The sequence below is a fragment of the Lacticaseibacillus daqingensis genome, from assembly GCF_003946115.1.
Classification (GTDB): domain Bacteria; phylum Bacillota; class Bacilli; order Lactobacillales; family Lactobacillaceae; genus Lacticaseibacillus; species Lacticaseibacillus daqingensis.
In genome coordinates this window covers 219,848-242,290 of the sequence record NZ_RHOH01000002.1, presented here as the reverse complement: position 1 = coordinate 242,290, position 22,443 = coordinate 219,848, and the positions used below count along the sequence as shown (strand labels likewise).

The following is a 22,443-nucleotide window of genomic DNA, read 5'->3' as shown; positions in this document are numbered from 1 at the left end:
ATTTTTCAGTCCATTGAATCCGTTAAAACAATACCAGGTACAGCACACTGCCCACGAGGCCGGTCAGCCAGAAGGTCACATCGACGCGCCACTCGGACCAGCCGAGCATCTCAAAGTGGTGATGGATGGGCGACATCTTGAAAATGCGCCGATGGAACACTTTGAAGCTAAACACCTGAAGCATCACGCTAGCGGTCTCACAGACGAATACGATGCCGACCAGGAGTAGCGACCACGGCCGGTTCAACAGTAGCGCGACCACGGCCAGCAAGCCACCCAGCGCCAGGCTCCCCACATCCCCCATGAAAATCTGGGCGGGTTTGTGGTTGAACAAGAAGAAGCCGACCATGGCGCCAACGGTGGTCAGGCAGATCAGCAGGACATCCGTGCGGCCTTCACGCACCGCGATCACGGCGTAAGTGGCAAAGGCAATCGCGCACAGTCCCGCGCACAGTCCATCAATGCCATCACTCAGGTTGACCGCGTTGGAAAAGCCCACCAGCCACACGATGGCAAACAGGCTGAACACCCACGCCACATCAAGCGTGCCCAATAACGGGATCGCCAGCGTGTGCGGAAAGCCTTCGTGGAAGTACGCGACGAGAAAGACGCCCGCACCCAGGATCTGGCCCAGCAACTTTTGCCAGGCGCGCAAACCTAGGTTGCGCTTCATCGCCACCTTGATGAAATCATCGGCAAACCCGAGCACGGCGTACAGCACCAGGATGAACAGCGCGATCCAGACGCTCAAGGTCAACTGATGCTGCCACATCGCGGCGCCGAGGGTCGCCACCACGATGGCCAGCGTGTTGATCGCGCCGCCCATGGTGGGCGTGCCGTTCTTATTTGCGTGCCACTTTGGGCCGACCTCGCGAATCGTCTGGCCCTCTTTTTTCAGGCGCATGTAGCCGATGAATAACGGCATCAAGATCACCGTGACGGCAAAGGCTGCCACCATCGGGATCAACATCTGTGTGAATTGCATGACACTCTCCTTGTGGTCGGTGTCGCACCGACGATTTATTGCGCGGTTTGTTTGAACGTGAGGGTGACCGGCTGATCCGTCAGCAAACTGCCGGCGGCCAGACTCTGATGCGTCACGTAACCGGACCCCTTCAACGTGAATTTTTTACCCGTCAATTGGGCTAATTTTAACACATCACTCTTAGACCAACCAGTGACGTCGGGCATCGTCATCGCCCCGTTGGTCAAGAGCACGACGCGCGCCCCGTCAAGTGCCGCCGCCCCCGCTGTTGGGAGCTGTTGGACGATGCGGTTCCCGGTCCCCACCGTGCTGACGGTCAGCTTGGCGGCCGTCAGCGTCGCCGTTGCCTTGGCGGGGGTTGCGTTGGTGACCGCGGGCACGGTCACCCGCACAGCCGCACCGGTGCCCGCGGCTTGCCCCTCATCTAACGCCAAGGCGCGCTTCAGTAGCGGCTGAAACACTTCATTGATGATCTGCGCCGCCGAGGCCGTTTGCTTTTGCGGCTCACGCATGTTCACGTAAACGACGTACTGTGGGTCACTTGCCGGGGCCACTGCCAGCACACTGTGGAGACTCGCCTCGGCGCCTTGAATGTAGCCCTTCCCGTCTGCCCGTGGCACCTGCGCCGTCCCCGTTTTCATCGCGAGGTCAACGCCATCGATTCGGTAAGGCACCCCGGTCCCATACGAGGCACTGACCACCTGCTTCATTTCATCTAGGACCGCACTAGCAGTGCTGGCCTTGATGGGGTGGCCCACCACTTGGCGCCCGTAGTTCGTGACCTTGCCCGTAGCAGACACCGTCTTGCTGACAATGCGCGGTTCGATCATGGCGCCTTGGTTCGTGATGGCGGTCACGCCGCGCAACAGCTGCATGACGTTGACCGAAATCCCTTGGCCAAACGCGATGTTCAGCCGCTGAAGCTCGTTGGTCAGGTTGTACGCGCCGGCATTTTCACTCGGCAGTGCAACGCCCGTTTTCTGGCCAAACCCAAATGCCTTCAGGTACTTGCTTTGGTTCTTGACGCCCACCGCCTGCTCGACCTTCACCATGCCGGTGTTGGCAGACCGCGCAAAGGCTTGACTGATGGGAATACTCCCCCAACCCTCTGGATCCCAGTCGGCCACGGTGCCCCCGGCCACCTTCATCGTCCCAGACTGGAAGGTCTCGTTTGGGTGGTAAGTCCCCGTGTCGATCGCGCTGGCCAGGGTAAAGATCTTCATGACCGACCCTGGCTCAAAAGCGTCCTCCACCAATGCGTTACGCCACACGGTCCCCAACCCTTCCCCGGTGCTCGGATCAAACGTGGGCCGTGAGCTGGCGGCAAGAATGGCCCCGGTTTTGGCGTCCATCAGCACAGCGTTCAGGACCTTGGGCGCGTATTCCGTTTCGACCGTGGTCATCAGCGTCTCTAGGTACGCCTGCAGGTTGGTGTTCAGTGTCGTGTACACGGCGCCGCCATCAACCGCCTTCTTGGTCGTTGCCTTCGTGTTCGGCAACGTGTAAGCACCTGAACTATCCGTCTGACGCTTAGTCCAACCGTCTGTGCCCTTGAGTAGCGTGTTGAACTGCTTTTCAAGGCCCATCACACCGGTCAATGCGCTATCGGTTTGCTCACTCGCCGCCCGGGCCAACCCGACCGTGTAACTCGCAAAGGCCCCGTTTGGGTACAGCCTTGAGGGACTGTCACTGAACCCGATCCCGGGTAACTTTTCCGCCTCGATCTGTTTCTTGATGGTTAAGGATAACCCGCGCCCGGCCAGACCAAATTCGACCTGTAACGTCTTCTTGTTGGCCGGCGTCAGGTAAGCCAAGATCTTGTCCTTCGCTAAGGGGAGGTACTTGGCGAGCACTGTTGCGGTTTTGTCCTTGTTCGTGACATACAGCTTGTGCTTCCCCACCACCTGCGTCTTGTCGAGCACCGCATATAAGGTGTAGGTGTTCGCGTCTTCAGCGATCACATTGCCCGTACTGTCGTAAATGGCACCACGCTTGGCCTTAAGAACCGTCCGCTTGTTGTAGTTCGTATTACGGTACGCCTGCAAGTTGTTGTTATCCACCTGCCCGCCAAGCGTAATGTACGCAAAACGACAAACGAACGCGAGCCCAATCAGTGCCGTTACGCCGATCAGGAGGATCCCGAAGCGCTTGCGGTTTCGTTCTGGGTGTCTCGCGTTCGTTTGTCGTTTGTGGGTTCTTTTTTTCATTTATTCGTCACACGCTTGATGTTGCCTTCGATCACCGTGAAATCGTGGGCCTTGGCATAGTTGTTAAGCCGACTGGCGTTCGACAGTTCCCCCACGGTCTGCTTGGCGTCTGAAACCGCCTGCTTGGCCACCGTGGTCTGCCGTTGCACGTCCTGATAGGTTCGACTGATGCCGGCCAGCTGGAACTGCCCGGTCAGGTATACCACCGCAACCCCCACCACCGCTAGGCCACAAAGCACCATCATCACGCGCTCCAGTGGGCTAAAGGCTAGGCGGCGCGCCGGCGCAGCGCTCGGTTGCGGCTGTGGGGCCGGGGTCGGCTGCGGACTCGGCTGAACGGCGGGCTGCGCCGCGTATAAGTCTCTTGCTGTATTATCGTTCATCCGTGGTGCCCTCCTTCAACTCTTTTTCGATCACGCGCAGCTTGGCACTGTGCGCCCGGTGGTTGGCTGCCAGCTCTGCGTCACTCGGTAGGATCGGCTTGCGGCCGACCAGCTTGAAGTCCGGCCGCGCACTGGCCGGAATCACCGGCAAATCGCGTGGGAGGTCCTTGAGACTGGTCGCTTCCTTGAACATTGTTTTCACCAGCCGATCCTCCAGTGATTGGAACGTGATCACACTGATGCGGCCACCTGGCGCCAGAAGAGTCAGCGCTTGCGTCAGCGAGGCTTCAAGGGCCCCGAGCTCATCATTGACGGCGATCCGAATGGCTTGAAAAACGCGTTTGGCCGGGTGGCCGCCGGTGCGCCGGGCCTTGGCCGGAATGCCGGCCTTGATCAGATCGACCAGCTCAAAAGTGGTTTCGATCGGCGCAGTTGCCCGCGCCCGTTCGATCTGCCGCGCAATTGGCTTGGCGAATTTTTCTTCTCCGTAGCGCGAAAAGATCCGTACCAGGTCCTGAAACGACCAGTCGTTGACCACCGTCTTGGCCGTCAACGCTTGGCTTTGGTCCATGCGCATATCAAGGGGGGCATCGAAGCGGTAGCTGAAGCCCCGCTGGGAGTCGTCGAACTGGGGCGAGGACACGCCCAAGTCGTACAGGATCCCATCAACCTGGGTCACCCCACGCGTCGCCAGTGCACTTTGAAGATTGCGAAAGTTCGTATGTATGAGGTGCAGCGCGGCCCGATCGCCTAGCGTTGCGCCGACGGCATCGATCGCCGCCTGATCTTGATCGAAGGCATACAGCTGCCCCGTCGTGAGCTGGCTGAGAATGCGCTCGGTGTGGCCGCCGCGCCCCAGCGTTGCGTCGACATATCGCCCGGTTGGCTGAATGGCCAGCGCATCCGTGGCCTCTTGAAGCAGTACGGTTTCGTGTTTGAATTCAGTCATCGTCATCACAACCCAAAGTCCATCAGATTTTCGGAGATTTCGTCAAAGTTTTCCTCGGCGTCTTCGGCAAAGCTTTGCCACTTCTCATCGCTCCACACTTCAATGCGGTTCGCGACCCCAACGAGGGTGCACCCCTTTTCGAGACCGGCGTGCGTGATCAACGGGTTCGGAATGTTGATGCGCCCTTGGCGATCCAGCTCGCACTCCGTGGCTGCTGAGTACAAGAAGCGGGTGAAGGTCCGCGCGTCCTTTTTGGTCAGCGGCAGGGTGGCAACCTTGGCCTGAAGCTTCTCCCACTCCGCCATCGGGTAACCAAACAGGCAGCCGTCCATGCCGCGGGTAAGCACGAAGCTTGCACCGAGCTGTTCGCGAAACTTGGCCGGAATAATCAATCGACCCTTCGCATCGATGCTGTGATGATACTCACCCATCAACATGGCGACACCTCCCCTAATATTGTTATTTCAAGTCTACCACATCCCCCCACAATCCACCACAATTCCTCCAAAAAAGCCTTGACAAAACTGGTGTTCGCCCCTTTTGCCCGTGAGCACACAAAAACGGCCTTGTGGTGACAGGCATCACAAGGCCGTTATTACGGTGGGGACTGGTGGGGGCTGGGCCCACTTATCTAAAGATTAACCCCGCAAACCACCAAAGCGTGGTGGCAAGTAACAAGGTGCGACTCAGCCAGTGGGCATACACTGGCATCAGCAGGTCGTGGTCGCGGCCGACCCGGTCGATCACCAGCAAAATCGCAATTGCCACGGCACAAAACAAACACGTCCAGATCAGGTCGCTCGTTGCCGGGGTGCGCATCACCCACAACGCGATCAGGTTGAACCCCACCGCCGCAAAGTAGAACAGATTATTCGCGAAGTGTGCCGCCACGCTCGCTAACACAAACGTCCAGCCAAACAAGGGCAGCGCAAACATCAGAATCGTCGTCATCGTCTTTTCCTCCCTTGCCACTATACCGGTTTTCTCGCCAGATGAAAAGCGGTCCCACTGGCATTGCATCAGGGTTGCCCTTCAGCGCAAAAACGGGTACACTGAAGCGTAAATGAATGGAAAAGGTGGTGCTTACGGTGAAACAGAAAAAGACAAAGTTCTGGTACATCACGCACATCGCCGCCGTCGCGATGCTCATCGTCACCGTCTTCGGCGCGGTTGCAGCTGCGTTTGCTGCTTTCTAAACAGCCCAAGCGTCAAAAACCGGATCGGCCCATCGGCCGATCCGGTTTTTGTTTACGGTGTGCGCTAAGCGTGCCCCAGCTTGCCGGTCGTTTTAGGCACGAACAGCTGCCGGACACTGGTGACGAGCACGGCCATCACGACTAAGCCTAAGAGCCCCGTTGCGATCGCACTGCCCCCGTTGATCACCAGCGAGTAAAGCCATGCGGGCATCCCCTTTGGCGCATACGCGCCCCAGAATACCCAGCCGGCCAGGAAGTGGCAGAAGTACTTGGCGACCACGCCGAGCAGAACGCCCGCGCTGGCCCAGCCCATGATCTTGTTGGTCGCACCGCCTTTGATCGCCTTTTGGAGCCGACCGGCAAAAACACCTCCGAGCCCGGCCACCGCGAAGGCCACCGGATACTCCAGCAACCCCTGAATCACGTTTAAGACGCTGCCTTCACCCATCCCGATCAAGAGCATATCCAGCAGTCCCCAGGTCAACCCAGCCGCCATACCTGCACCAGTCCCACGCCGCAGCGCCAGCACACTGATCGGGATGATCCCGTAACTCATCTCAACGGAGCTGATCCCTGTTTTGTGTGGCACATACTCCAGCGCCATCGCAAACGCTGCAATAATCGCAATTTCCATCAATACCAACAACTTGTCCGATGTTTTGGACATAAAAAGACCTCCCTTGTGATTTCCCTGTCCACAAAGAAGGTCGATCGCTCGACGTTCACAAATCCCTACGCTCGTACTAACGAACAGGTTCGAAGGGTCTGGGCTATGCCCACTCTCAGCGTTTCGCTCCCCTTTTGTGACGGTTCCTCACGTATTTAGTTTACTGGTTGACTATAGCATAGCCAGATTGAATTGCAAACAATCTGCCTTGTCTCCCACTGCCTATAAAATTGGCGTTAATAGTCGTGACAGCTCCTCACCCAAGCGCACCCGCCGCGGCTTACGCTTGGCCATCGCATGCGTGTAATGCGTGGCGTGGGCCAGGTCACGGGTGAACAGCGCCGTAGCTTGCGCCGCCAAGTCGGCATCATAGACAAATGCAGCAATTTCGAAGTTCAGCCGAAAACTGCGAATATCCAGGTTGGCCGTTCCCATCGCCAGGTACTGATCGTCCACGATAATTGTTTTGTTGTGCAGAAAATCATCATTATAATAGTAGATTTGCGCGCCGACCTGCACCAACCGGTCGAGGTAAAAGCGCGTGGCGCGGGCCATCATCGGCTGATTCGTGCGCCGCGGCACCATGATGCGCACGTCCACACCTGCGTTGACCGCGATCGCTAGCGCATCGATCAAGCTATCATCCGGCACAAAGTACGGGCTCTGGATCCAGATGCGCCGCTTGGCCATTCCCACCAGGCGTAGGTAGCCCAGCTTGATGGCTTCCAGTGGCTGCTCGGGGCCACCGGAAACGATCTGCAGCGTCGTCGTGCCGGTGTCTGCCGCCGGTGGGAAGTAATCCGCTTGGAAGTGCACCTTTTTGATCTGGGCGGTGGTGTTCCAGTCCATGAAAAAACGTGCCTGTAACACGGCGACCGCCTGGCCCTCCAGGCGCAGCTCGGTGTCGTGCTGAATCGGGGGATGCTTGGGGGAATGACCAAAATCAAAGCCCCCCATGTAGCCGATCCGACCGTCAATCACGACCAGTTTACGGTGATTGCGGAAGTTGATCCGCGGATCAGCGCGGCCAAACCGGGTCGCAATGAACGGTTCGACCAAGCCGCCGGAAAGAATCAGCGGCCGCCAAAATTTCTGGCTCAACCGGTGGGAGCCGAAGGGGTCGTAAATGACACGCACGCGTACCCCGGCCTGCGCCTTGGCGGTCAGTAGCGCCAACAGGCGACGCCCGGTGGCATCCGGCTCGATCGTGTACGCCTCAAGGTGAATGTGGTTGGTCGCCGCCGCAAGATCCGCGAACACCCGCGTCATAAACGTTTCGCGCTGCGCAATCAACTGGCACGCATTGAGCGTCGTGATCAGCGCCCCATCCGCTTGCAGCAATGCGCGGACCAGTTCAGGGACCCCGGCCGCCTGCGCCTGGGCCACCAATGCCTGCCCCGCCGCGATGGCCTCTTGCTGTGTGGCGACCATCTGGTCAATGCCCAGACGCTGTTGCGTGGCCAATGCGTTCAGTTTGCGCGTTGGGAGCTTGCGCCCAAACAGCCAGTACAGGCCAAACCCGACCACTGGTAGCAACAACAGCACCAGCAACCATCCCCATGTTGCAGAGATTTCGCGCGGCTGGCGCAGCACGGTGATCATTGCGCCGGCCGCGTTCACCACGACGACCGCCACGATCAGTCCCCATAACCACATGGTCACCCCTCCCTTCGTGACTTATTATACCAAACTCTGTGGCCGCAAAAACGCACCACCGCTCAACTGCGATGGTGCGTCTCACTTAATTCACGGTCGCCTTGCCGAACCACTTCTTGTTCAGCTTGGCCAGTGTCCCGTTTGCCTCAAGGGTCTTGAAGCCGGCGTTGATTTTGGCTTGCAGCGGCGTATCCGACTTGCGCATCCCGACTGCAAAATCCTCAGAGTCAAAGGTCCCGGACAGCACTTGGTAAGCGGTAGGGTCCTGTTGGTGCGCGATATAGTAGCGCGCGTACACCTCGTCCATGAAGATGCCTTGAATGCGGCCGGCGTTCAGATCCAAGAACGCGTCGGTGAAGGTGTCGTACAGCACCGGCTCCTGATTCTTGATGTACTGCTTCAACAGCTTGGGACTGCCATCAAGGGCGGCTGCGCCACTGGAGCCGGTTTGCACCCCCAACGTTTTACCGGCCATGTCAGCCATCTTCTTCACCCCTTCACTGGTCTTGGTGACCAGGATCTGGTGGTTGATCAGATAATCTGCCGAGAAGGCCACCTGCTTTTGACGCTCCGGTGTGACCGAGTAGCCGTTCCAGATCAAGTCGATGGTCTGGTTCTTCAACTCGGTTTCTTTCATCGACCATTCGATCGTCTGAAAGTCTGGCTTGATGCCGTAAAGCTTGAACACCGCCTTGGCCAGGTCGATGTCGTAGCCGGACAGCGAGCCGTCCTTATTCCGAAAGCCCATCGGCACGAAGGTGTCATCCAACCCGATGACCACCGTTTTGTCTTTTTCAATGCGGGCCCAGCTGTCCGCCGCTTTGGTGCGGGCACACCCGGCGACCGCGATCAGGGTCAACAGCAGGGTGGCGAGTGCTAGTAATCTCTTTTTCATCGCGGCCCTCCTACTTCGTGACGGTGTACGTGGTGTCGGCAACGCTTTGGGCAAAGTCCATATCGTGGGTCACCACGACTTGTGTGGTGCCCTGATCCTTCACGCTGTTGACCAGGTTCGCGACGCTTTGCCGCAGGTTCGGGTCAAGCGCGGAGGTCGGCTCATCATACAGCAGGATCTGGGGGTTCAGCGCCAGGGCGCGGGCGATCGCGACGCGCTGCTTTTGGCCGCCGGACAGGGAGAATGGATAAGCGTCCGCCTGGTCGGCCAAGTCCAAGTCGGCCAAGAGTTCAAGCGCGCGGTCCTTGGCGTCCGCCTCGCTTTGTCCTTGCAACATCGGGGCCAGGGTGATGTTTTTGAGCACAGTTAGGTTCGGAAAGAGCTCAAACCCTTGGAACACGACGCCGATGACGCCGTCTTTGCGCAGCTGCGCAGGGGTGGTGGCTTGGCCGTTCCAGATAAACGTGCCGCTGTCAGCCGCCGTCAGGCCGGCGATGATGCGCAACAGCGTGGTTTTGCCGGCACCGGATGGGCCGACGATGGCAAGGGTCTTTTGGTCTTCGATGGTCACCGACACGTCTTTGAGGACGACCTGGTCATTGAAGCGCTTGTTGATATTCTTCAGTTCTAGCATAATTGATCCTCCAAGGGCCCGCGGCCTATTTGTAGTAGTCGAACGACTTTTCGATCTTCTTTTGCGCAAAGGTCAACACCAGCGTCATCAGCAGGTAAATGACCCCGACCAGCGCCAGCGGCACCAGCGTGACATCGCGTGCGGTGGCGATATTGCCGGCCCGCAGCAGGTCGCCCAAGCCGATGACGTACACCAGGCTGGAGTCCTTGACCAAGTTGATCACTTCATTCCCCATGGATGGCAGGACGATCTTGAGCACCTGAGGGATCACGATGAAGCGCAGGGTCTGCCAACGCGTAAGATTCAAGACCGTGGCGGCTTCAAACTGCCCTTCGGCCACGGCGCCAAAGCCGCCGCGGAAGATCTCGGCGAAGTACGCCGCGTAGTTCAGGATGAAGGCAAATGCCGCGGCGTTGAAGCGATCGAACACGATCCCGATCAGCGGCAGTCCATAGAAGACAAAAATCAGCTGGAGCAGCAGCGGCGTGCCCCGGAACAGCCAGTCGTAGGCTTCGATCAAGCCCTTCAAGATGCGGAAAAACCACTTTTTAACGGCGCTTTCGCCTGCGGTTTCACGATGCATCAGGCCGACCGAAAGCAACATACCCAGTGGGATGGCGCCCACTAGGGTGAGGCAGAAGATCGACAGCGTCATCTTCGTGCCGGCAAGTAAAGCGGGTAAAATTGATGAAATGTAATCCATAATCAGTTCCTCCTCAGGATGCCTGTCATCAGGCGGATAGTGCTCGGTCGGCCTAACCGAGCGGGGTCAAAACGAGATTGGTCGGCGCAACGCAAAACGCGCCCCCTTATCCCAACGGATAAGAGGACGCGTCTGCGTGGTGCCACCTCAGTTCGTCGGTGCGTCACCACACCGACCTCACGTGGTTGAAAGACCCGGGGGAACCAAAAAACGCCCTCACACAGCTACTGCTGTATGAGGGCGCATCGCGCGGTACCACCTCAATGTCGCAACCTTGTCACCAAGGCTGCCTCACATGGTCTTTCAACCACAGCGATAACGAGCTCAACCGGCCTGACCTACTGAATTCAATCAGGCACTCTTGGATGTGAGGCGACAGGGGTGACGTCCGGCTTTCACCACTCCGGACTCGCTTAGGTCACTGGCCTTGCGCCATTTCCAATCAACGTTTTGAATGATTGTCTTAGATAATACTCATGCTTTTGCCATTTGTCAACCCTGGCGATGAAAAAGTCGCGCCCAAAAGCCCACTTTTTTTTGTTCGATGTTCAAAAGCGGCACGCTTTCGCCCAAAAGCCGCCGCGCAATGTTGCGGTAGCCCTGGCTTGCCAGATGATCGGGATCCATCACCACGGTTTCGCCCTTGTTCGAGCTGGCGATCACGTCGTCGTCATCCACGATGATGCCCAGCAAATCGATCCCCAGATGCTTGGTGATCTCATCGATGTCCATCGACCGGCCATCCGCCATCATGTGCTGACGGATCCGATTGATCACGAGGCGCGGCGGGAACACCATGTCGCGCTGCTCCAGCAGGCCCACGATCCGATCCGCATCGCTGACCGCGCTGATTTCCGGTGTGGTGACCACGATCGCCCCGTCTGCCCCTTCCACCGCGTTGCGGAAGCCTTGCTCGATGCCCGCGGGGGAATCCAAGATCACCCAGTCGAACTCAGGCCGCAACGCTTCCACGATGTCTTTGACCTGGGCGGGTTCAAGTGAATCCTTCTCGGCGTTTTGCGCCGCCGGCAATACATACAGCAAATCGTCAAAGCGCTTGTCCTTGATCAAGGCCTGGTGCAACTTGGCGCGGCCCGTGGCGACATCCACGATGTCATAGATGATCCGGTTGGACAAGCCCAGCACCACGTCCAGGTTCCGCAGCCCGATATCGAGGTCCAGCAAGCAGACGCGCTTGCCTTGCAGCGCCAGCGCGGTGCCGATGTTTGCCGTCGTGGTGGTCTTGCCGACCCCGCCCTTACCCGACGTCACGACCAGTGCATTTCCCATTACAAGTCCTCCAGTTTCCGGAATAGTTTTGGCCGCAGCTTGCCCAAGTCACTGAGCGCCCCGTGGTCCAGAATGTGCAGATCATTGATGTAACACAGCGTCTGGGGCCCATAATCATTGGCCTCAACGACCTCAACTGTGTCCGCGATGCGAATTTGGCCCGCCTTGCTGATGTCGCCGGCAATCACCGCGTCCTGGTCACCGGTGTAGCCGGCAATTAACAGCCCGGCAACCTCGCCGAGGACGAAAATGCTCCTGGTCGCGCGCAGGGTGGCGCTTTGGTGTAACGTGCCGACAAACAAAACGTCACCGGTGCAGTCGACCACCTGGCCGGAGCGTACGATCCCGCCGACAAGGTGGATGCTTTGGGCTAAGAAGCGCTGCCGCAGCGGCACCACGTGGTCCACCTCTGCGTGCACCGACTTGATCGAAAAGCGCGGGAAGTCATCAAACACGCGCGTCACTTCCGCCAGCTGATCGGCCCCCAAAACCCGGTCGCCGGTCTCGATCATAAAGTCCACATTGCCTTCCGGCGTATCCGTCGCAAGCCGCGCCAAAAGCGTCTGCAGTTGCGCCGTGAGTTCGCTGATGCCTGCCCAATCCGCCAGCTGCAGTTCAAAGCCCGCCTTACGTCCCTTAAGTGTGACTGCCTCCACGTTTTCACCCCGTTAATCTTAGTTGCTATCTTACCTATTATCGCACATTCCTACCCACTTTGGCGGATTAAAGCCAAACTTCTCCGGCCCGGCCCACCACCGCACCAGTGCAGGGCAGGACTCGGTCAGCTCGCACAAGCAAAACGACCGCCCGCACCCCCATGAGGGGGCACAGACGGTCGCGCAACACGGGCGTTAAACGGGCAGTTTGCCCATTCTCGCGTTAGGCACGCTGGTCTGGGCGCAACCGGTTCAGCACCTGCATCATTGGCGCGTAGATGACGGCGAACAAAACGAGGTTGACGGCCAGCCCGGGGCCCATGTGATGGGCGATCAGGTCAACCGGCGCGGCCGCCGTGAAGCCCAAAAAGCGGCTGACAAAGTAGTAAGCCCCTAGGTACACCGTCAGCGCAATGATCACCACGGAACCGACATACAGGGCCCCGCGCGGCACAAGCGGGGCCAGCTGTCGAATGACATACACCAACAGCGGCCAGAGCAGCATGTGCACTCCCAGCATGCCGGTGTAAAAACTGTCAAACACCAGCCCCGTGACCCCCGCGATGATGACGATATTGTCCTCTTCGGGTAGAGCCAAGGCGATCATCAACAGCGCGATCAGTGTCAGCTGCGGCACCCCCGTGAAGGTCGGGGTCATCAGCCACTGCGCCAACACCTGGCTGAGCGTGCCATCCAGGAGCATCGCCACCAGCAGGATCAAGGCCACCCAGCCGTGCCCAGTGAACGGCTTATCATTCTGCATTGCCGTCACCTTCGATCGTCCGGTCAATGACGGTCACCACCGCCGCGTCATTCAGATCAGCCGCAGGGGTCAGGTAAACCGTGTTGGCCAACCCAAAGTCGTCTTTTTTGATGCTTGCCACGGTGCCGATCAATAAGCCCTTTGGCGTTGCCCCACCGAGCCCGGACGTGACCACCTTCGCACCCTTCTTAATGGCTTCCGTGGTGTTGACCTGACCCAAAACGAGCTGACCCGTTTTTTCGTTGTAGCTGGTCACGATCCCGTTGATGGTCTTGCCCCCAGCCGTCATGATCATGGCCGCAAACCGATCAGCCGCCTTGTTATCTGTCGAGATCATCTCGACTTTGGCGTTGGTCTTGGCCACCTCCACAATGCGGCCGATCAGCCCAGAGCCGGACATCACCGGCATCCCCTTTGCGACGCCGGCACCGGACCCCTTGTTGATCACGAACACGTTGCGCCAATCATCCGGCGTGCGCGAGATGACCGTCGCGGAGATCTGCCCGTAGTCCATCAGGGTGGCATTCAACTTCAGCTGCTTTTTAAGCGACTGGTTCTCGCGCGTTAGGGTTTGGTTGCGGACCTTGGTCTGGGCCAGGTCATCGATCTGTGACTTCAAGCGTTTGTTCTCTTGGTACGCATTGAGCAGATCGTTGACCGAATCCAGCCCGTCTTTGACCCATTCGGCCGGTCCGGACACGACGCGCGCCCCGATGCCGACCACGTCGTTGCCGATCTGTTGCATCAGCGGCGGCGCGGCCTTATTGTTGCGCACCGAGATCGAGCTGAACACCAGGCCGAGGCTAGCCAGCAATGCGATCATCAGGATAATCATTTTTTTGTTGGAAAAAAACTTCTGCATGCCCTACCTCCAGCAGTTAGATACAAAGCCGCACGGGCTTTTGGGGGGCGTCGCGCGACGTGCGTCACGAACGCCGCACGCCATGCGCACGGCATCCGCGCCACCTCGCGCTGACACAAAAAAATGGGCCGGCCCACAACCAAGCGGTTGGTCACCGGCCCATGACCCCACAAGCAGGCCTAGTGCTTCTTCAATACGTCAATATTCTTGAGGGATTCGCCGGTCCCGATCGCTACGCAGTCAAGTGGGGCCTCCGCAACGAAGACCGGCACTTTGGTTGCTTCGGAGATGACTTCCGGCAGGTGCTTAAGCATCGCGCCGCCCCCGGTCAACACGATCCCGCGATCGATCACGTCAGCCGCGATTTCAGGCGAGGTCTCTTCCAGCGTCTCCTTGATGGCATCGATGATCGCCACCACAATTTCGTTCATCGCCGTGGCGATGTCGGTGGCGGCAATGTCGATCGTCTTCGGCAGACCAGTCAGCAAGTCGCGCCCGCGAATCGTCATCGCGTCGATATCCTTAGCCTTTTCGATAGACGCCGAACCGATCTGGATCTTCACGTCCTCTGCAGTTCGTTCGCCGATCAGCAGACTGAAGTTCTGGCGAATGTAGCTGACGATCGCTTCGTCGATCTTGTCGCCCGCCATACGAATGGAGCGGCTGGACACGATGCCGCCAAGGGAGATGGTCGCCACATCAGTGGTGCCACCGCCAATGTCAACGACCATGCTGCCGGTTGGGTCCATGACCGGCAACCCGGCGCCGATCGCCGCCGCGTAAGGCTCTTCAATGACAAACGCGTCCTTGGCGCCGGCCACCTTGGCCGCATCGATCACGGCACGCTTTTCCACTTCGGTGACGCCACTTGGGACGCAGATCATCACCTGCGGGTGGTTGCCCTTGCCGCCAAGCGCCTTGTCCATGAAGTACTTGAGCATCGCAGCAGTTGTGTCGTAGTCCGCAATCACGCCGTCTTTCATCGGCCGAATCGCGTTGATGTTCGCTGGTGTGCGGCCGATCATCGCCCGCGCTTCCTCGCCCACGGCAATAATTTCGTCTGTTTGTGTATTTTTCGCGACCACGGAAGGCTCGTGCGTCACGATCCCTTTCCCGTCAACGTACACGAGGGTGTTGGCTGTACCGAGGTCGATCCCGATGTTCTTCGATCCTAATCCAAGCAAAATGTTCTCTCCTTCAACTACTGCATCGTTTTTTCGGTCTTCATGATTATAGCATACCCCTGCAAGCGGCGCCCGGCTGATGCGATTTTCACGGCGAATTTGCAAAAACTTATATCTTCCCTGCCGCCGCAAACGAGAAGTAACGCCCACCGCCAACCACCAGGTGATCCAACAGCGCGATGCCGACCAGCTGCCCCGCGTCGGCGAACCGCTGGGTCAGGGTGCGATCCGCCGCCGACGGGGCCGGGTCACCGCTGGGATGATTGTGCACTAGAATCAGTTTGGCCGCATTAGCCAACAGCGCCTCGCGAAAAACCACCCGGGGATCGGCGATCGACTGATCGATCCCGCCTCGCGCGATCACCCGTTCCGCGATCACCGCGTTTTTGACGTCCAGTAGCACGGCGACTAGCACCTCCTGCACTTCGCCCGCCAGCCGGGCGATCATCTCAGTGCCCAGTGCCTGACTGGATAGGATGCGCCCCTGGCGGAGCACCTGGCGCGTCTGAATGCGCCGCCCAAACTCGACCGCGGCACACAGCAGTGCGGCCTTTCCCAATCCGATCCCAGGTAGTGCCATCAGGTCATCAACGGTCACGCGGGCCAACCCCACCAGTTGCGGGTAGGTGTCAGCGAGCGCCCGAACGGTTTGAGTCAGCGGAACCGTGGCCGAACCGCTGCCCAAAAGCACCCGAACCAGCGCCTCATCGGTCAACGTGCGCGCACCGTGCGCCTGCAATGCTTCACGTGGTTGCATCTTGCGTCTCCTCCTTGGCAATACACCGTTTAGAGAAGATTACGCCGTTTCATTTCCCAGCAATGTCTGACGCACGGCACTGACCAAGTATAGCGACCCGGCGATCACCACAGGGTCCTCACGCGCCGTTGCCAAGTGCGCCGCCAGCGCCGCCTGCCACGTCTCAAATGTTTGTAACTGCGCGTGCTGCGGATAATCGCTCAGCGCTTCGGCCCGCGGGGTATCAGGCACCGGCACCAACCAGAGCCGATACGGGGTGTGCGCCAACAGGGTGATCATCGTCGCCACATCTTTATCTGCCAAAATACCAACGATCAGCGTCAGCGGTTGGTGCCCGAACACCTGTTGAAGGGTGTCAACGAGGCCGCGAATGCCTTCCGGGTTATGCGCCCCGTCCAGCACGATCAGCGGGTCCTCACTCACACGCTCCATCCGCACCGGCCACGTGCTAGCGGCCAGCCCCTGACGGATTTCGCGCAGGCGAAGCGGCCAGTGCATGGCCGCCGCAGCGAGCTTGCTGGCCCGAATCGCCAAAGCTGCGTTGGTCAGCTGGTAGGGGCCGACCAGTGGCAGCTGCAGCCCCTTTTGCGGCCCGTCCTCGTCCCGGTAAGTGAATGTCTGCCCCCACCCCTGCAATCGGCCGGCATGCGCGTCAAAATCCCGCCCCGCCACCAGCCAGGTACTCCCCATGGCGGCGACGCGGGTGGCAATTGCCGCGGCCGCTTCTGGGGCCAAGGCCGCGGTCACCACCGGCCGCCCCGGCTTGATGATGCCCGCCTTATGCGTGGCCACACTCGTCAACGTGTGGCCCAGCAAGGCGGCGTGATCCAGCCCCACGCTTGTGATGACACTGACCAGTGGCGTGATGACGTTGGTCGAGTCCGTATCCCCCCCGATCCCCACCTCGATCACCGCGCAATCAACGCCGACATGGTCGAACCACCAAAAGGCCATTGCGGTGATGAATTCAAACTCCGTCACACCAAACGCGGCGTCCTGCGCCTGCAGTTGCGCCAACGCATCGGCAGTAGCGGTGTAGGCGGTCACCAAATCGGCATCGGCGATCGGAGTCGCATCGATCATCAGCCGCTCATTGAAGCGCATGATGAATGGCGAGGTGAACAGCCCCACCGTCAACCCACTGGCGGTCAAAATATGCGCGATCGCGTTGGCCGTTGAGCCTTTGCCATTCGTGCCCGTCACGTGCACAAAACGCCCGCGCGTCTGTGGGTCGCCAAGCGCCCCCAGCAGGGCCAAAATACGCTCGTGGCCGCCGGTTTTGGCCAGCCGCGGCAAGGCGTGAATCGCCGCCACAGCGGCCGAATAAGTTACTGACATACTTCTCCTCCACTTGTTGCGTCACTCAAAAACCGAGGCGGTGCGGACTCACTCCCGCGTGGGAGCAGTGCCGCACCGCCTCGGTCAACGGTCTGATGACTAAAAGACGATGACAGGGGTGCCCAGCGCCACCGCATTGTACAGGTTGGCAATGAATGCCGGTGGATTGTTCACACACCCGTGAGACCCGTGAGTCTGATACCAGGTGCCCCCGTACTGCGGCTGCCAGGAGCTATCGTGTAGCCCCACCCCGGTTGAATCGATCGGCATCCAGTAGCTGACCGGCGTTGAGTAATCCTCACCGTTCAGCGTGGCGTTGCGCTGCTTGGACCAGATGGAGAAGACCCCGCTTGGCGTTGGCGTTGACGGCTTACCGGTCACGACCGCCGTGTCCATGACCAGTTGGCCATCTTTGTAAAACCATTCGTGCTGATTCGCCTTATCGACTTCGATATAGGTATTCCCAATATCGGTGCCATCTTCGTGATACCCGGTCCCGACATGTGCCAAGGCGTGGGTGAAGTCCTTGCCTGCTTTGATCAAGGCCACCACTTTGGGCGTCTCGGCGGTTGTCGGAATGCTCCAACCATAGATCCCGGCCGGAACGGACACGACGCCACGCATGGTCGACGTGAACTGACGCGTCTTGGTGTAGGTCGCGTACTGCGTATTGATGTCCTGCAGGAACGCTTTGACCGCCGCATCGTTCACGGTGATCGCGCCGTTTTCGTAACTGATCCACTGGTGCAAGGTGGCCGTTGGCACCGTGACTTCGTGATTTTGAATGGTCAGCGTGGCCTTGATGCCACCGATGGCCTGAAACTTCTCAACCGCAGTGGTCAACGCCTTGTCAGTGTGCACCACCGCTGGCTGGATGTAAGCCTTCGTCAGGTTGACCTGCGTCTTGTTCGCGGCAATCGCACTTTGCAGCGTTGCACTGACAAGCTTGGCGTCCAGCTGGTTGCCGGCCTTTTCTTTTTCGATCACGTACTGGTCGTTTTGGTCCACGACCTTCGCGTCTGTCGGGGCCGTGCGCGTCTTATTCGCGGTCGCGACGAAGGCATTGACGTAATCGGTGAGCTTTTGGTCATCGGCCACCGTCAGCATGTCGGCTTTGTCGCTGCCAGCCAGCACTACGGCGTTGAAGCCCCATGGGTTTTGCTTCTTGAGCAGCGCCGTCAGCGGCTGCTTAAAGTCGCGACTGAGGCCCAGCTCGGTTCCCTTGACCGTTGCCACCGTCTGGCCCTTTTCCGTCAGCCGGTACGCGACTTTATCAAAGCGCTGCTTGATGGCGCGGTTGGCCGCACTCACGGTTTTATCGCCAACATTGACCCCCAGCACCTGGGTGTTCGGCAAGAACCGTTCCTGATAGTGCAACCCGCGCATTGTATAGACTCCGGCAGCGATCAATACCCCTGCCGCAAGCGCAATGAGCGCCACGTGCTTTTTTTTCATCTCGTCAAATCTCCTTGCTTCGCTTACCGCAATTGTCATCCAGTCGGTTGTCGTTCAGTATAGCATACTTTTAGTCAGTGACCGGCCCGACTTAGCCGTGCACACCCACTTCTGTCACCTTGAGTATACAATTATTACAGTTTCATGACAATGGGGCAATGCCGTAAAAAATGCCCCTCACACCGACCTAGTGTGAGGGGCATTCTCGGTCATTTTGGCGCCTACTTGGCCGCCTTCAGTTCAGCGATCCGCGCTTCGGTAGCCGCCAGCTTAGCGGCCAAGTCCGCCTGCTTGGCCTGCTGTTCCGCTACAACGGCCGCGGGAGCCTGCGCCAGGAAACCGGCATTGGCGAGCTTCTTTTCCACCCGCGTGATGTCTTGGGTCAGCTTCTGGCCTTCCTTGCCGAGCTTGGCGATCTCGGCATCCAAGTCGATCAGCTCGGCCAGTGGGACGTAGATGGTCGCGCCAGAGATGACCGCTGAAGCCGCCAGCGCAGGCGTCTCGAGGTCTGCACCGACTTCAAAGTGCTTACTGTGCACGAAGCGGTCGATGAAGTCGAAGTTCTGCTCGAACAAGTCACCCAACGCGGCGTCCTGTAGCCGCACCTGAATGTCCAGTGGGCTGGCCAGCGGTGCATTCACATCGGTGCGAATGCCTCGCACGGCCCGGATCAGCTCAATGATGGCCTGCATGTCCGTGATGGCCTGGTCGTTGTCGAACTCGGCGTGCACAACTGGATAGCTGGCCGTCACGATCGACTCGCCGTGGTGTGGCATGGTCAGCCAGATCTTCTCGGTCACAAACGGCATGATCGGGTGCATCAGGCGCAACACTTGGTCCAGCACATACATCAGGTTGACGCGCTTGGCCGCCTTGGCGGTTTCATCATCCCCGTACAGCACTTCCTTGGACATCTCGAGGTACCAGTCGGCCAGCTCGTTCCAGATGAAGTTGTACAGGTCACGTTCCGCTTCCCCGAATTCAAAGGTCTCAAACTTCGCAGTGACACTGGCCACCGTCTGGTTCAAGCGCGCAAAGATCCACTGGTCGGACAGGTCAAAGGTGGTCGGGTCTGGCTTTTGGTCTGCCGTCGTGTCGGCCAGGTTCATCAACACAAAGCGCGACATGTTCCAGATCTTGTTGACGAATTTCCAGCTGGCCCCCATCTTGTCCCACGAGAAGCGCGTGTCCTGACCAGGCGTGGAGCCGTTGACCAAGAACCAGCGCAACGCATCGGCACCGTACTTGTCAATGACGTCCATCGGGTCGATCCCGTTGCCTAGGGATTTGCTCATCTTGCGGCCCTGCTCGTCGCGAATCAGACCATGCAGCAGGACGTTTTTGAACGGCCGCTGCCCCGTGAATTCAAGCCCTTGGAAAATCATCCGGGCCACCCAGAACGGGATGATGTCATAACCAGTCACCAACGTATCAGTTGGGTAGTAGCGCTTGAAGTCCGGCGCATCCGTGTCCGGCCAGCCCATCGTAGAAAATGGCCACAGCGCGGAGCTGAACCAGGTGTCCAAAACATCGGGGTCTTGTTCCCAGTTCTCGGCGTCTTCCGGCGCGTCCATCCCGACGTACATCTCACCGGTTTGCTTGTTGTACCACGCCGGGATCCGGTGCCCCCACCAGAGCTGGCGGGAGATGACCCAGTCGTGAATGTTGTTCATCCAGTTCAGGAAGGTGTGCTCGAAGCGCTCCGGCACGAAGGTGACCTTATCGTCGCCAGCCTGATTCTTGACCGAGGCTTCTGCCAGTGGTGCCATCTTGACGAACCACTGGGTGGACAGCCGGGCCTCGACCTGAACGCCGGTGCGCTCGGAGTGGCCAACACTGTGGACGATCGGGTCGATCTTGATCAGATCGCCGCTGGCTTGCAGGTCCTTCACCAGGTTATCCCGGCACTCGAAGCGGTCTTGACCCTCGTACTTGCCGGCATTAGCATTCATCGTCCCGTCATCGTTCATGCAGTTGATGCGCGGCAGATCGTGGCGGTTGCCGACTTGGAAGTCGTTCGGGTCGTGCGCCGGCGTGATCTTAACGGCCCCGGTCCCAAACTCGGGATCGGCGTGCTCATCGGTGATGATCGGGATCCTGCGCCCGACGCCGGGTACGATGACTTCCTTGCCGATGACCGCTTGATAGCGCGCATCGTGAGCGTTAACGGCCACCGCGGTGTCCCCAAACATGGTTTCCGGCCGCGTGGTCGCGATCTCAATGCCGCCTGGCGTGCCGTCGGCGAACTTGTAGATCAGGTGGTAAAACGCACCTTGATCGTCCTGATGGATCACTTCGATGTCGGACAGCGCGGTGCGCGCCTGTGGATCCCAGTTGACGATGTACTCGCCGCGGTAGATCAGGCCCTTGTTGTACAAGTCAACGAAGACTTTGCGTACTGCGGTGGACAGCCCATCATCAAGCGTGAAGCGCTCACGGGAGTAATCCAAGGACAGCCCCATCTTGCCCCACTGGGTCTTGATGGTGGCCGCAAACTCATCCTTCCATTCCCAGACCTTGTCCACAAACGCGTCGCGGCCGAGGTCATAGCGGGTGATGCCTTCCTTGCGCAGCTTGGCTTCAACCTTTGCCTGTGTGGCGATCCCGGCATGGTCCATCCCCGGTAGCCACAGCGTGTCAAAGCCCTGCATCCGCTTTTGGCGAATGATCATGTCCTGCAACGTAGTGTCCCAGGCGTGGCCCAGGTGCAGCTTCCCCGTCACGTTTGGCGGTGGAATAACGATGCTGTATGGCTTGGCTTTTGAGTCGCCAGACGGCTTGAAGACGCCTTGCGCCAGCCACTTGTCATAGCGGCCGGCCTCGACCGCCTGCGGGTCGAATTTTGGTGCTAATTCTTCTTTCATGAGTACCTCCCAAAGTGTGATGCGAACAAAAAAACTCGCCCTAAAAATTAGGACGAGTCTGCTCGCGGTGCCACCTAAATTGGGGAAACCAGTTCCCCCAGCTCTGACCGATAACGGCGGTGACCCGGCTTCCCCTACTGCTTCAGGGAAACTGCTCGCAAGCTACAATCGACTAGTGGCTCAAGGCTCACACCCACCGCCTTGTCGCTGAAAACCCAGCTAGTCGACCCTCTTGTTCGTCGCGTTAAGGGCATTATAAACTAGTGAGAATGACCCGTCAACGCACAATCGCCCCGTGCCCGACTTTCTGATGCGCGGTGAACAGCAGGCTCTGCAGCTCCGAGGTCAGGTCGATGTAGCGGATCGTGGTCTGTGGCGCACAGGCCACCGGCTTGGGCGCAAACGTCAAGATCGCGTCAATGCCCGCGGCCTCCAGCGCATGGATCACTGCTGGCTGCGAGGCACTCGGCACCGCCAAAATCGCGGTATGCATCGCCGGGGTCAGATGCGCTGCCAGCGTGGCAAAGCTGTACACGGGAATGCCCGCCACCACACCAAGCTTGGCCGGGTCCGTGTCGAAGGCCATCGTGATGTTCAGGTCTGGATTGCGCCGGAAGTTATTCTGCATCAGCGCCGTGCCTAGGCCGCCAACCCCCACCAAAATGATTGCCTCTTTGGAATGTACATCTAAGAGTTTCCCGAACGCGTCCACCAGCGTGGTCACCTCGTAGCCGTAGCCACTCTTACCCAGTTCCCCAAAGCTGGAGAAGTCTCGGCGAATGGTGGCGGACGGAATATGGACGATCTCGCTGAGCTTGTCCGAGCGGATCCGACTGACGCCTTGCTGCTGCAACTGCTGAACAGCCCGATAGTACAGTGGAATGCGCCGGATCGTTGCCTTGGACACCTGCTCCCTTGCTTTTAACATAACAGCCACCCCTCGCGTATTGTTAGCGGTTTCACACAGTTAAGTTTACCACGCTGTTTGTGAACGGGCAA

Annotated in this window: 22 protein-coding genes, 1 riboswitch and 1 other annotated feature; of the genes, 1 reads left to right on the top strand and 21 read right to left on the bottom strand. The window is 58.9% G+C overall.

Features of this window, described 5'->3' with window-relative positions; genetic code table 11:
• Nucleotides 1–22 precede the first annotated feature (22 nt).
• From mraY to EKM88_RS03320, 6 genes are all read right to left on the bottom strand, one after another.
• Nucleotides 23–985: a phospho-N-acetylmuramoyl-pentapeptide-transferase gene (gene mraY / locus EKM88_RS03345; protein WP_125703108.1), complete on the bottom strand. Its 963-nt coding sequence runs from the start codon at nt 983–985 to the stop codon at nt 23–25.
• A gap of 35 nt (nt 986–1,020) precedes the next feature.
• Nucleotides 1,021–3,192 carry a penicillin-binding transpeptidase domain-containing protein gene (locus tag EKM88_RS03340; protein WP_125703105.1) on the bottom strand — a complete coding sequence of 724 codons (2,172 nt, stop codon included), beginning with the start codon at nt 3,190–3,192 and terminating at the stop codon, nt 1,021–1,023.
• Nucleotides 3,189–3,575 (bottom strand): cell division protein FtsL, encoded by a 387-nt coding sequence (locus tag EKM88_RS03335; RefSeq protein ID WP_125703103.1) that lies wholly within the window; start codon nt 3,573–3,575, stop codon nt 3,189–3,191. Before EKM88_RS03335 ends, EKM88_RS03340 begins: the two co-directional genes overlap by 4 nt.
• Nucleotides 3,565–4,524 (bottom strand): 16S rRNA (cytosine(1402)-N(4))-methyltransferase RsmH, encoded by a 960-nt coding sequence (gene rsmH / locus EKM88_RS03330; protein WP_125703101.1) that lies wholly within the window; start codon nt 4,522–4,524, stop codon nt 3,565–3,567. The genes EKM88_RS03335 and rsmH overlap by 11 nt, the downstream gene beginning before the upstream one ends.
• A gap of 5 nt (nt 4,525–4,529) precedes the next feature.
• A complete protein-coding gene (gene mraZ, locus EKM88_RS03325) occupies nt 4,530–4,961 on the bottom strand; it encodes a division/cell wall cluster transcriptional repressor MraZ (RefSeq protein WP_125703099.1) in 432 nt (143 codons plus the stop codon).
• Nucleotides 4,962–5,151: 190 nt separating this feature from the next.
• A complete protein-coding gene (locus EKM88_RS03320) occupies nt 5,152–5,475 on the bottom strand; it encodes a hypothetical protein (RefSeq protein WP_125703097.1) in 324 nt (107 codons plus the stop codon).
• Between the two features lie 116 nt (nt 5,476–5,591).
• Here EKM88_RS03320 and EKM88_RS03315 point away from each other — a divergent pair, with 116 nt between their 5' ends.
• Nucleotides 5,592–5,720: a DUF4044 domain-containing protein gene (locus EKM88_RS03315; RefSeq protein WP_125703094.1), complete on the top strand. Its 129-nt coding sequence runs from the start codon at nt 5,592–5,594 to the stop codon at nt 5,718–5,720.
• Between the two features lie 64 nt (nt 5,721–5,784).
• Here EKM88_RS03315 and thiT read toward each other — a convergent pair whose 3' ends face one another.
• The 15 genes from thiT to EKM88_RS03240 form a co-directional block, all read right to left on the bottom strand.
• The gene (thiT, locus tag EKM88_RS03310) at nt 5,785–6,387 is read right to left on the bottom strand and encodes an energy-coupled thiamine transporter ThiT (RefSeq protein WP_125703092.1); all 603 of its coding nucleotides are present in this window, start codon (nt 6,385–6,387) and stop codon (nt 5,785–5,787) included.
• 45 nt (nt 6,388–6,432) lie between these two features.
• A riboswitch (TPP riboswitch) is annotated at nt 6,433–6,530 on the bottom strand.
• A gap of 79 nt (nt 6,531–6,609) precedes the next feature.
• Nucleotides 6,610–8,043 carry a cardiolipin synthase gene (cls, locus tag EKM88_RS03305; protein ID WP_125703090.1) on the bottom strand — a complete coding sequence of 478 codons (1,434 nt, stop codon included), beginning with the start codon at nt 8,041–8,043 and terminating at the stop codon, nt 6,610–6,612.
• An 85-nt stretch (nt 8,044–8,128) separates the two neighbouring features.
• Nucleotides 8,129–8,938, bottom strand: coding sequence for an amino acid ABC transporter substrate-binding protein (locus EKM88_RS03300; protein ID WP_125703088.1), 810 nt, complete (start codon nt 8,936–8,938; stop codon nt 8,129–8,131).
• A 10-nt stretch (nt 8,939–8,948) separates the two neighbouring features.
• Nucleotides 8,949–9,572 carry an amino acid ABC transporter ATP-binding protein gene (locus EKM88_RS03295; protein ID WP_125703086.1) on the bottom strand — a complete coding sequence of 208 codons (624 nt, stop codon included), beginning with the start codon at nt 9,570–9,572 and terminating at the stop codon, nt 8,949–8,951.
• A gap of 25 nt (nt 9,573–9,597) precedes the next feature.
• Nucleotides 9,598–10,275, bottom strand: coding sequence for an amino acid ABC transporter permease (locus tag EKM88_RS03290; protein ID WP_125703084.1), 678 nt, complete (start codon nt 10,273–10,275; stop codon nt 9,598–9,600).
• A gap of 492 nt (nt 10,276–10,767) precedes the next feature.
• Complete coding sequence (minD, locus tag EKM88_RS03285) at nt 10,768–11,565, bottom strand: septum site-determining protein MinD (RefSeq protein WP_125703081.1); 798 nt, start codon at nt 11,563–11,565, stop codon at nt 10,768–10,770.
• Nucleotides 11,565–12,221, bottom strand: coding sequence for a septum site-determining protein MinC (locus EKM88_RS03280; RefSeq protein WP_125703080.1), 657 nt, complete (start codon nt 12,219–12,221; stop codon nt 11,565–11,567). Before EKM88_RS03280 ends, minD begins: the two co-directional genes overlap by 1 nt.
• 223 nt (nt 12,222–12,444) lie before the next feature.
• Nucleotides 12,445–12,984: a rod shape-determining protein MreD gene (gene mreD, locus EKM88_RS03275; RefSeq protein WP_125703078.1), complete on the bottom strand. Its 540-nt coding sequence runs from the start codon at nt 12,982–12,984 to the stop codon at nt 12,445–12,447.
• Nucleotides 12,974–13,846 (bottom strand): rod shape-determining protein MreC, encoded by an 873-nt coding sequence (gene mreC, locus EKM88_RS03270; protein WP_125703076.1) that lies wholly within the window; start codon nt 13,844–13,846, stop codon nt 12,974–12,976. The genes mreD and mreC overlap by 11 nt, the downstream gene beginning before the upstream one ends.
• A 179-nt stretch (nt 13,847–14,025) precedes the next feature.
• On the bottom strand, nt 14,026–15,030 hold the full coding sequence (locus tag EKM88_RS03265; protein ID WP_125703075.1) for a rod shape-determining protein: 1,005 nt from the start codon (nt 15,028–15,030) through the stop codon (nt 14,026–14,028).
• A 109-nt stretch (nt 15,031–15,139) separates the two neighbouring features.
• Nucleotides 15,140–15,787 carry a RadC family protein gene (gene radC / locus EKM88_RS03260; RefSeq protein WP_125703073.1) on the bottom strand — a complete coding sequence of 216 codons (648 nt, stop codon included), beginning with the start codon at nt 15,785–15,787 and terminating at the stop codon, nt 15,140–15,142.
• A gap of 39 nt (nt 15,788–15,826) precedes the next feature.
• Nucleotides 15,827–17,125, bottom strand: a complete 1,299-nt coding sequence (locus tag EKM88_RS03255) for a bifunctional folylpolyglutamate synthase/dihydrofolate synthase (protein WP_125703071.1) — start codon at nt 17,123–17,125, stop codon at nt 15,827–15,829.
• A 99-nt stretch (nt 17,126–17,224) separates the two neighbouring features.
• The gene (locus tag EKM88_RS03250; protein ID WP_164511984.1) at nt 17,225–18,580 is read right to left on the bottom strand and encodes a L,D-transpeptidase family protein; all 1,356 of its coding nucleotides are present in this window, start codon (nt 18,578–18,580) and stop codon (nt 17,225–17,227) included.
• Between the two features lie 221 nt (nt 18,581–18,801).
• The gene (locus tag EKM88_RS03245) at nt 18,802–21,444 is read right to left on the bottom strand and encodes a valine--tRNA ligase (protein WP_125703067.1); all 2,643 of its coding nucleotides are present in this window, start codon (nt 21,442–21,444) and stop codon (nt 18,802–18,804) included.
• Between the two features lie 45 nt (nt 21,445–21,489).
• Nucleotides 21,490–21,693 (bottom strand) — a binding site (T-box leader).
• Nucleotides 21,694–21,721: 28 nt separating this feature from the next.
• The gene (locus EKM88_RS03240) at nt 21,722–22,372 is read right to left on the bottom strand and encodes a redox-sensing transcriptional repressor Rex (protein WP_125703065.1); all 651 of its coding nucleotides are present in this window, start codon (nt 22,370–22,372) and stop codon (nt 21,722–21,724) included.
• Nucleotides 22,373–22,443 lie beyond the last annotated feature (71 nt).

What these genes read in the sequence shown, in the direction of transcription:
- EKM88_RS03320 (WP_125703097.1), bottom strand. Translation starts at nt 5,475, where the DNA reads ATGACGACGATTCTGATGTTTGCGCTGCCCTTGTTTGGCTGGACGTTT.
- EKM88_RS03340 (WP_125703105.1), bottom strand. Translation starts at nt 3,192, where the DNA reads ATGAAAAAAAGAACCCACAAACGACAAACGAACGCGAGACACCCAGAA.
- thiT (WP_125703092.1), bottom strand. Translation starts at nt 6,387, where the DNA reads ATGTCCAAAACATCGGACAAGTTGTTGGTATTGATGGAAATTGCGATT.
- EKM88_RS03300 (WP_125703088.1), bottom strand. Translation starts at nt 8,938, where the DNA reads ATGAAAAAGAGATTACTAGCACTCGCCACCCTGCTGTTGACCCTGATC.
- EKM88_RS03335 (WP_125703103.1), bottom strand. Translation starts at nt 3,575, where the DNA reads ATGAACGATAATACAGCAAGAGACTTATACGCGGCGCAGCCCGCCGTT.
- EKM88_RS03245 (WP_125703067.1), bottom strand. Translation starts at nt 21,444, where the DNA reads ATGAAAGAAGAATTAGCACCAAAATTCGACCCGCAGGCGGTCGAGGCC.
- mraZ (WP_125703099.1), bottom strand. Translation starts at nt 4,961, where the DNA reads ATGTTGATGGGTGAGTATCATCACAGCATCGATGCGAAGGGTCGATTG.
- cls (WP_125703090.1), bottom strand. Translation starts at nt 8,043, where the DNA reads ATGTGGTTATGGGGACTGATCGTGGCGGTCGTCGTGGTGAACGCGGCC.
- EKM88_RS03240 (WP_125703065.1), bottom strand. Translation starts at nt 22,372, where the DNA reads ATGTTAAAAGCAAGGGAGCAGGTGTCCAAGGCAACGATCCGGCGCATT.
- mraY (WP_125703108.1), bottom strand. Translation starts at nt 985, where the DNA reads ATGCAATTCACACAGATGTTGATCCCGATGGTGGCAGCCTTTGCCGTC.
- EKM88_RS03295 (WP_125703086.1), bottom strand. Translation starts at nt 9,572, where the DNA reads ATGCTAGAACTGAAGAATATCAACAAGCGCTTCAATGACCAGGTCGTC.
- mreC (WP_125703076.1), bottom strand. Translation starts at nt 13,846, where the DNA reads ATGCAGAAGTTTTTTTCCAACAAAAAAATGATTATCCTGATGATCGCA.
- EKM88_RS03315 (WP_125703094.1), top strand. Translation starts at nt 5,592, where the DNA reads ATGGAAAAGGTGGTGCTTACGGTGAAACAGAAAAAGACAAAGTTCTGG.
- rsmH (WP_125703101.1), bottom strand. Translation starts at nt 4,524, where the DNA reads ATGACTGAATTCAAACACGAAACCGTACTGCTTCAAGAGGCCACGGAT.
- EKM88_RS03290 (WP_125703084.1), bottom strand. Translation starts at nt 10,275, where the DNA reads ATGGATTACATTTCATCAATTTTACCCGCTTTACTTGCCGGCACGAAG.
- radC (WP_125703073.1), bottom strand. Translation starts at nt 15,787, where the DNA reads ATGCAACCACGTGAAGCATTGCAGGCGCACGGTGCGCGCACGTTGACC.
- minD (WP_125703081.1), bottom strand. Translation starts at nt 11,565, where the DNA reads ATGGGAAATGCACTGGTCGTGACGTCGGGTAAGGGCGGGGTCGGCAAG.
- EKM88_RS03250 (WP_164511984.1), bottom strand. Translation starts at nt 18,580, where the DNA reads ATGAAAAAAAAGCACGTGGCGCTCATTGCGCTTGCGGCAGGGGTATTG.
- mreD (WP_125703078.1), bottom strand. Translation starts at nt 12,984, where the DNA reads ATGCAGAATGATAAGCCGTTCACTGGGCACGGCTGGGTGGCCTTGATC.
- EKM88_RS03255 (WP_125703071.1), bottom strand. Translation starts at nt 17,125, where the DNA reads ATGTCAGTAACTTATTCGGCCGCTGTGGCGGCGATTCACGCCTTGCCG.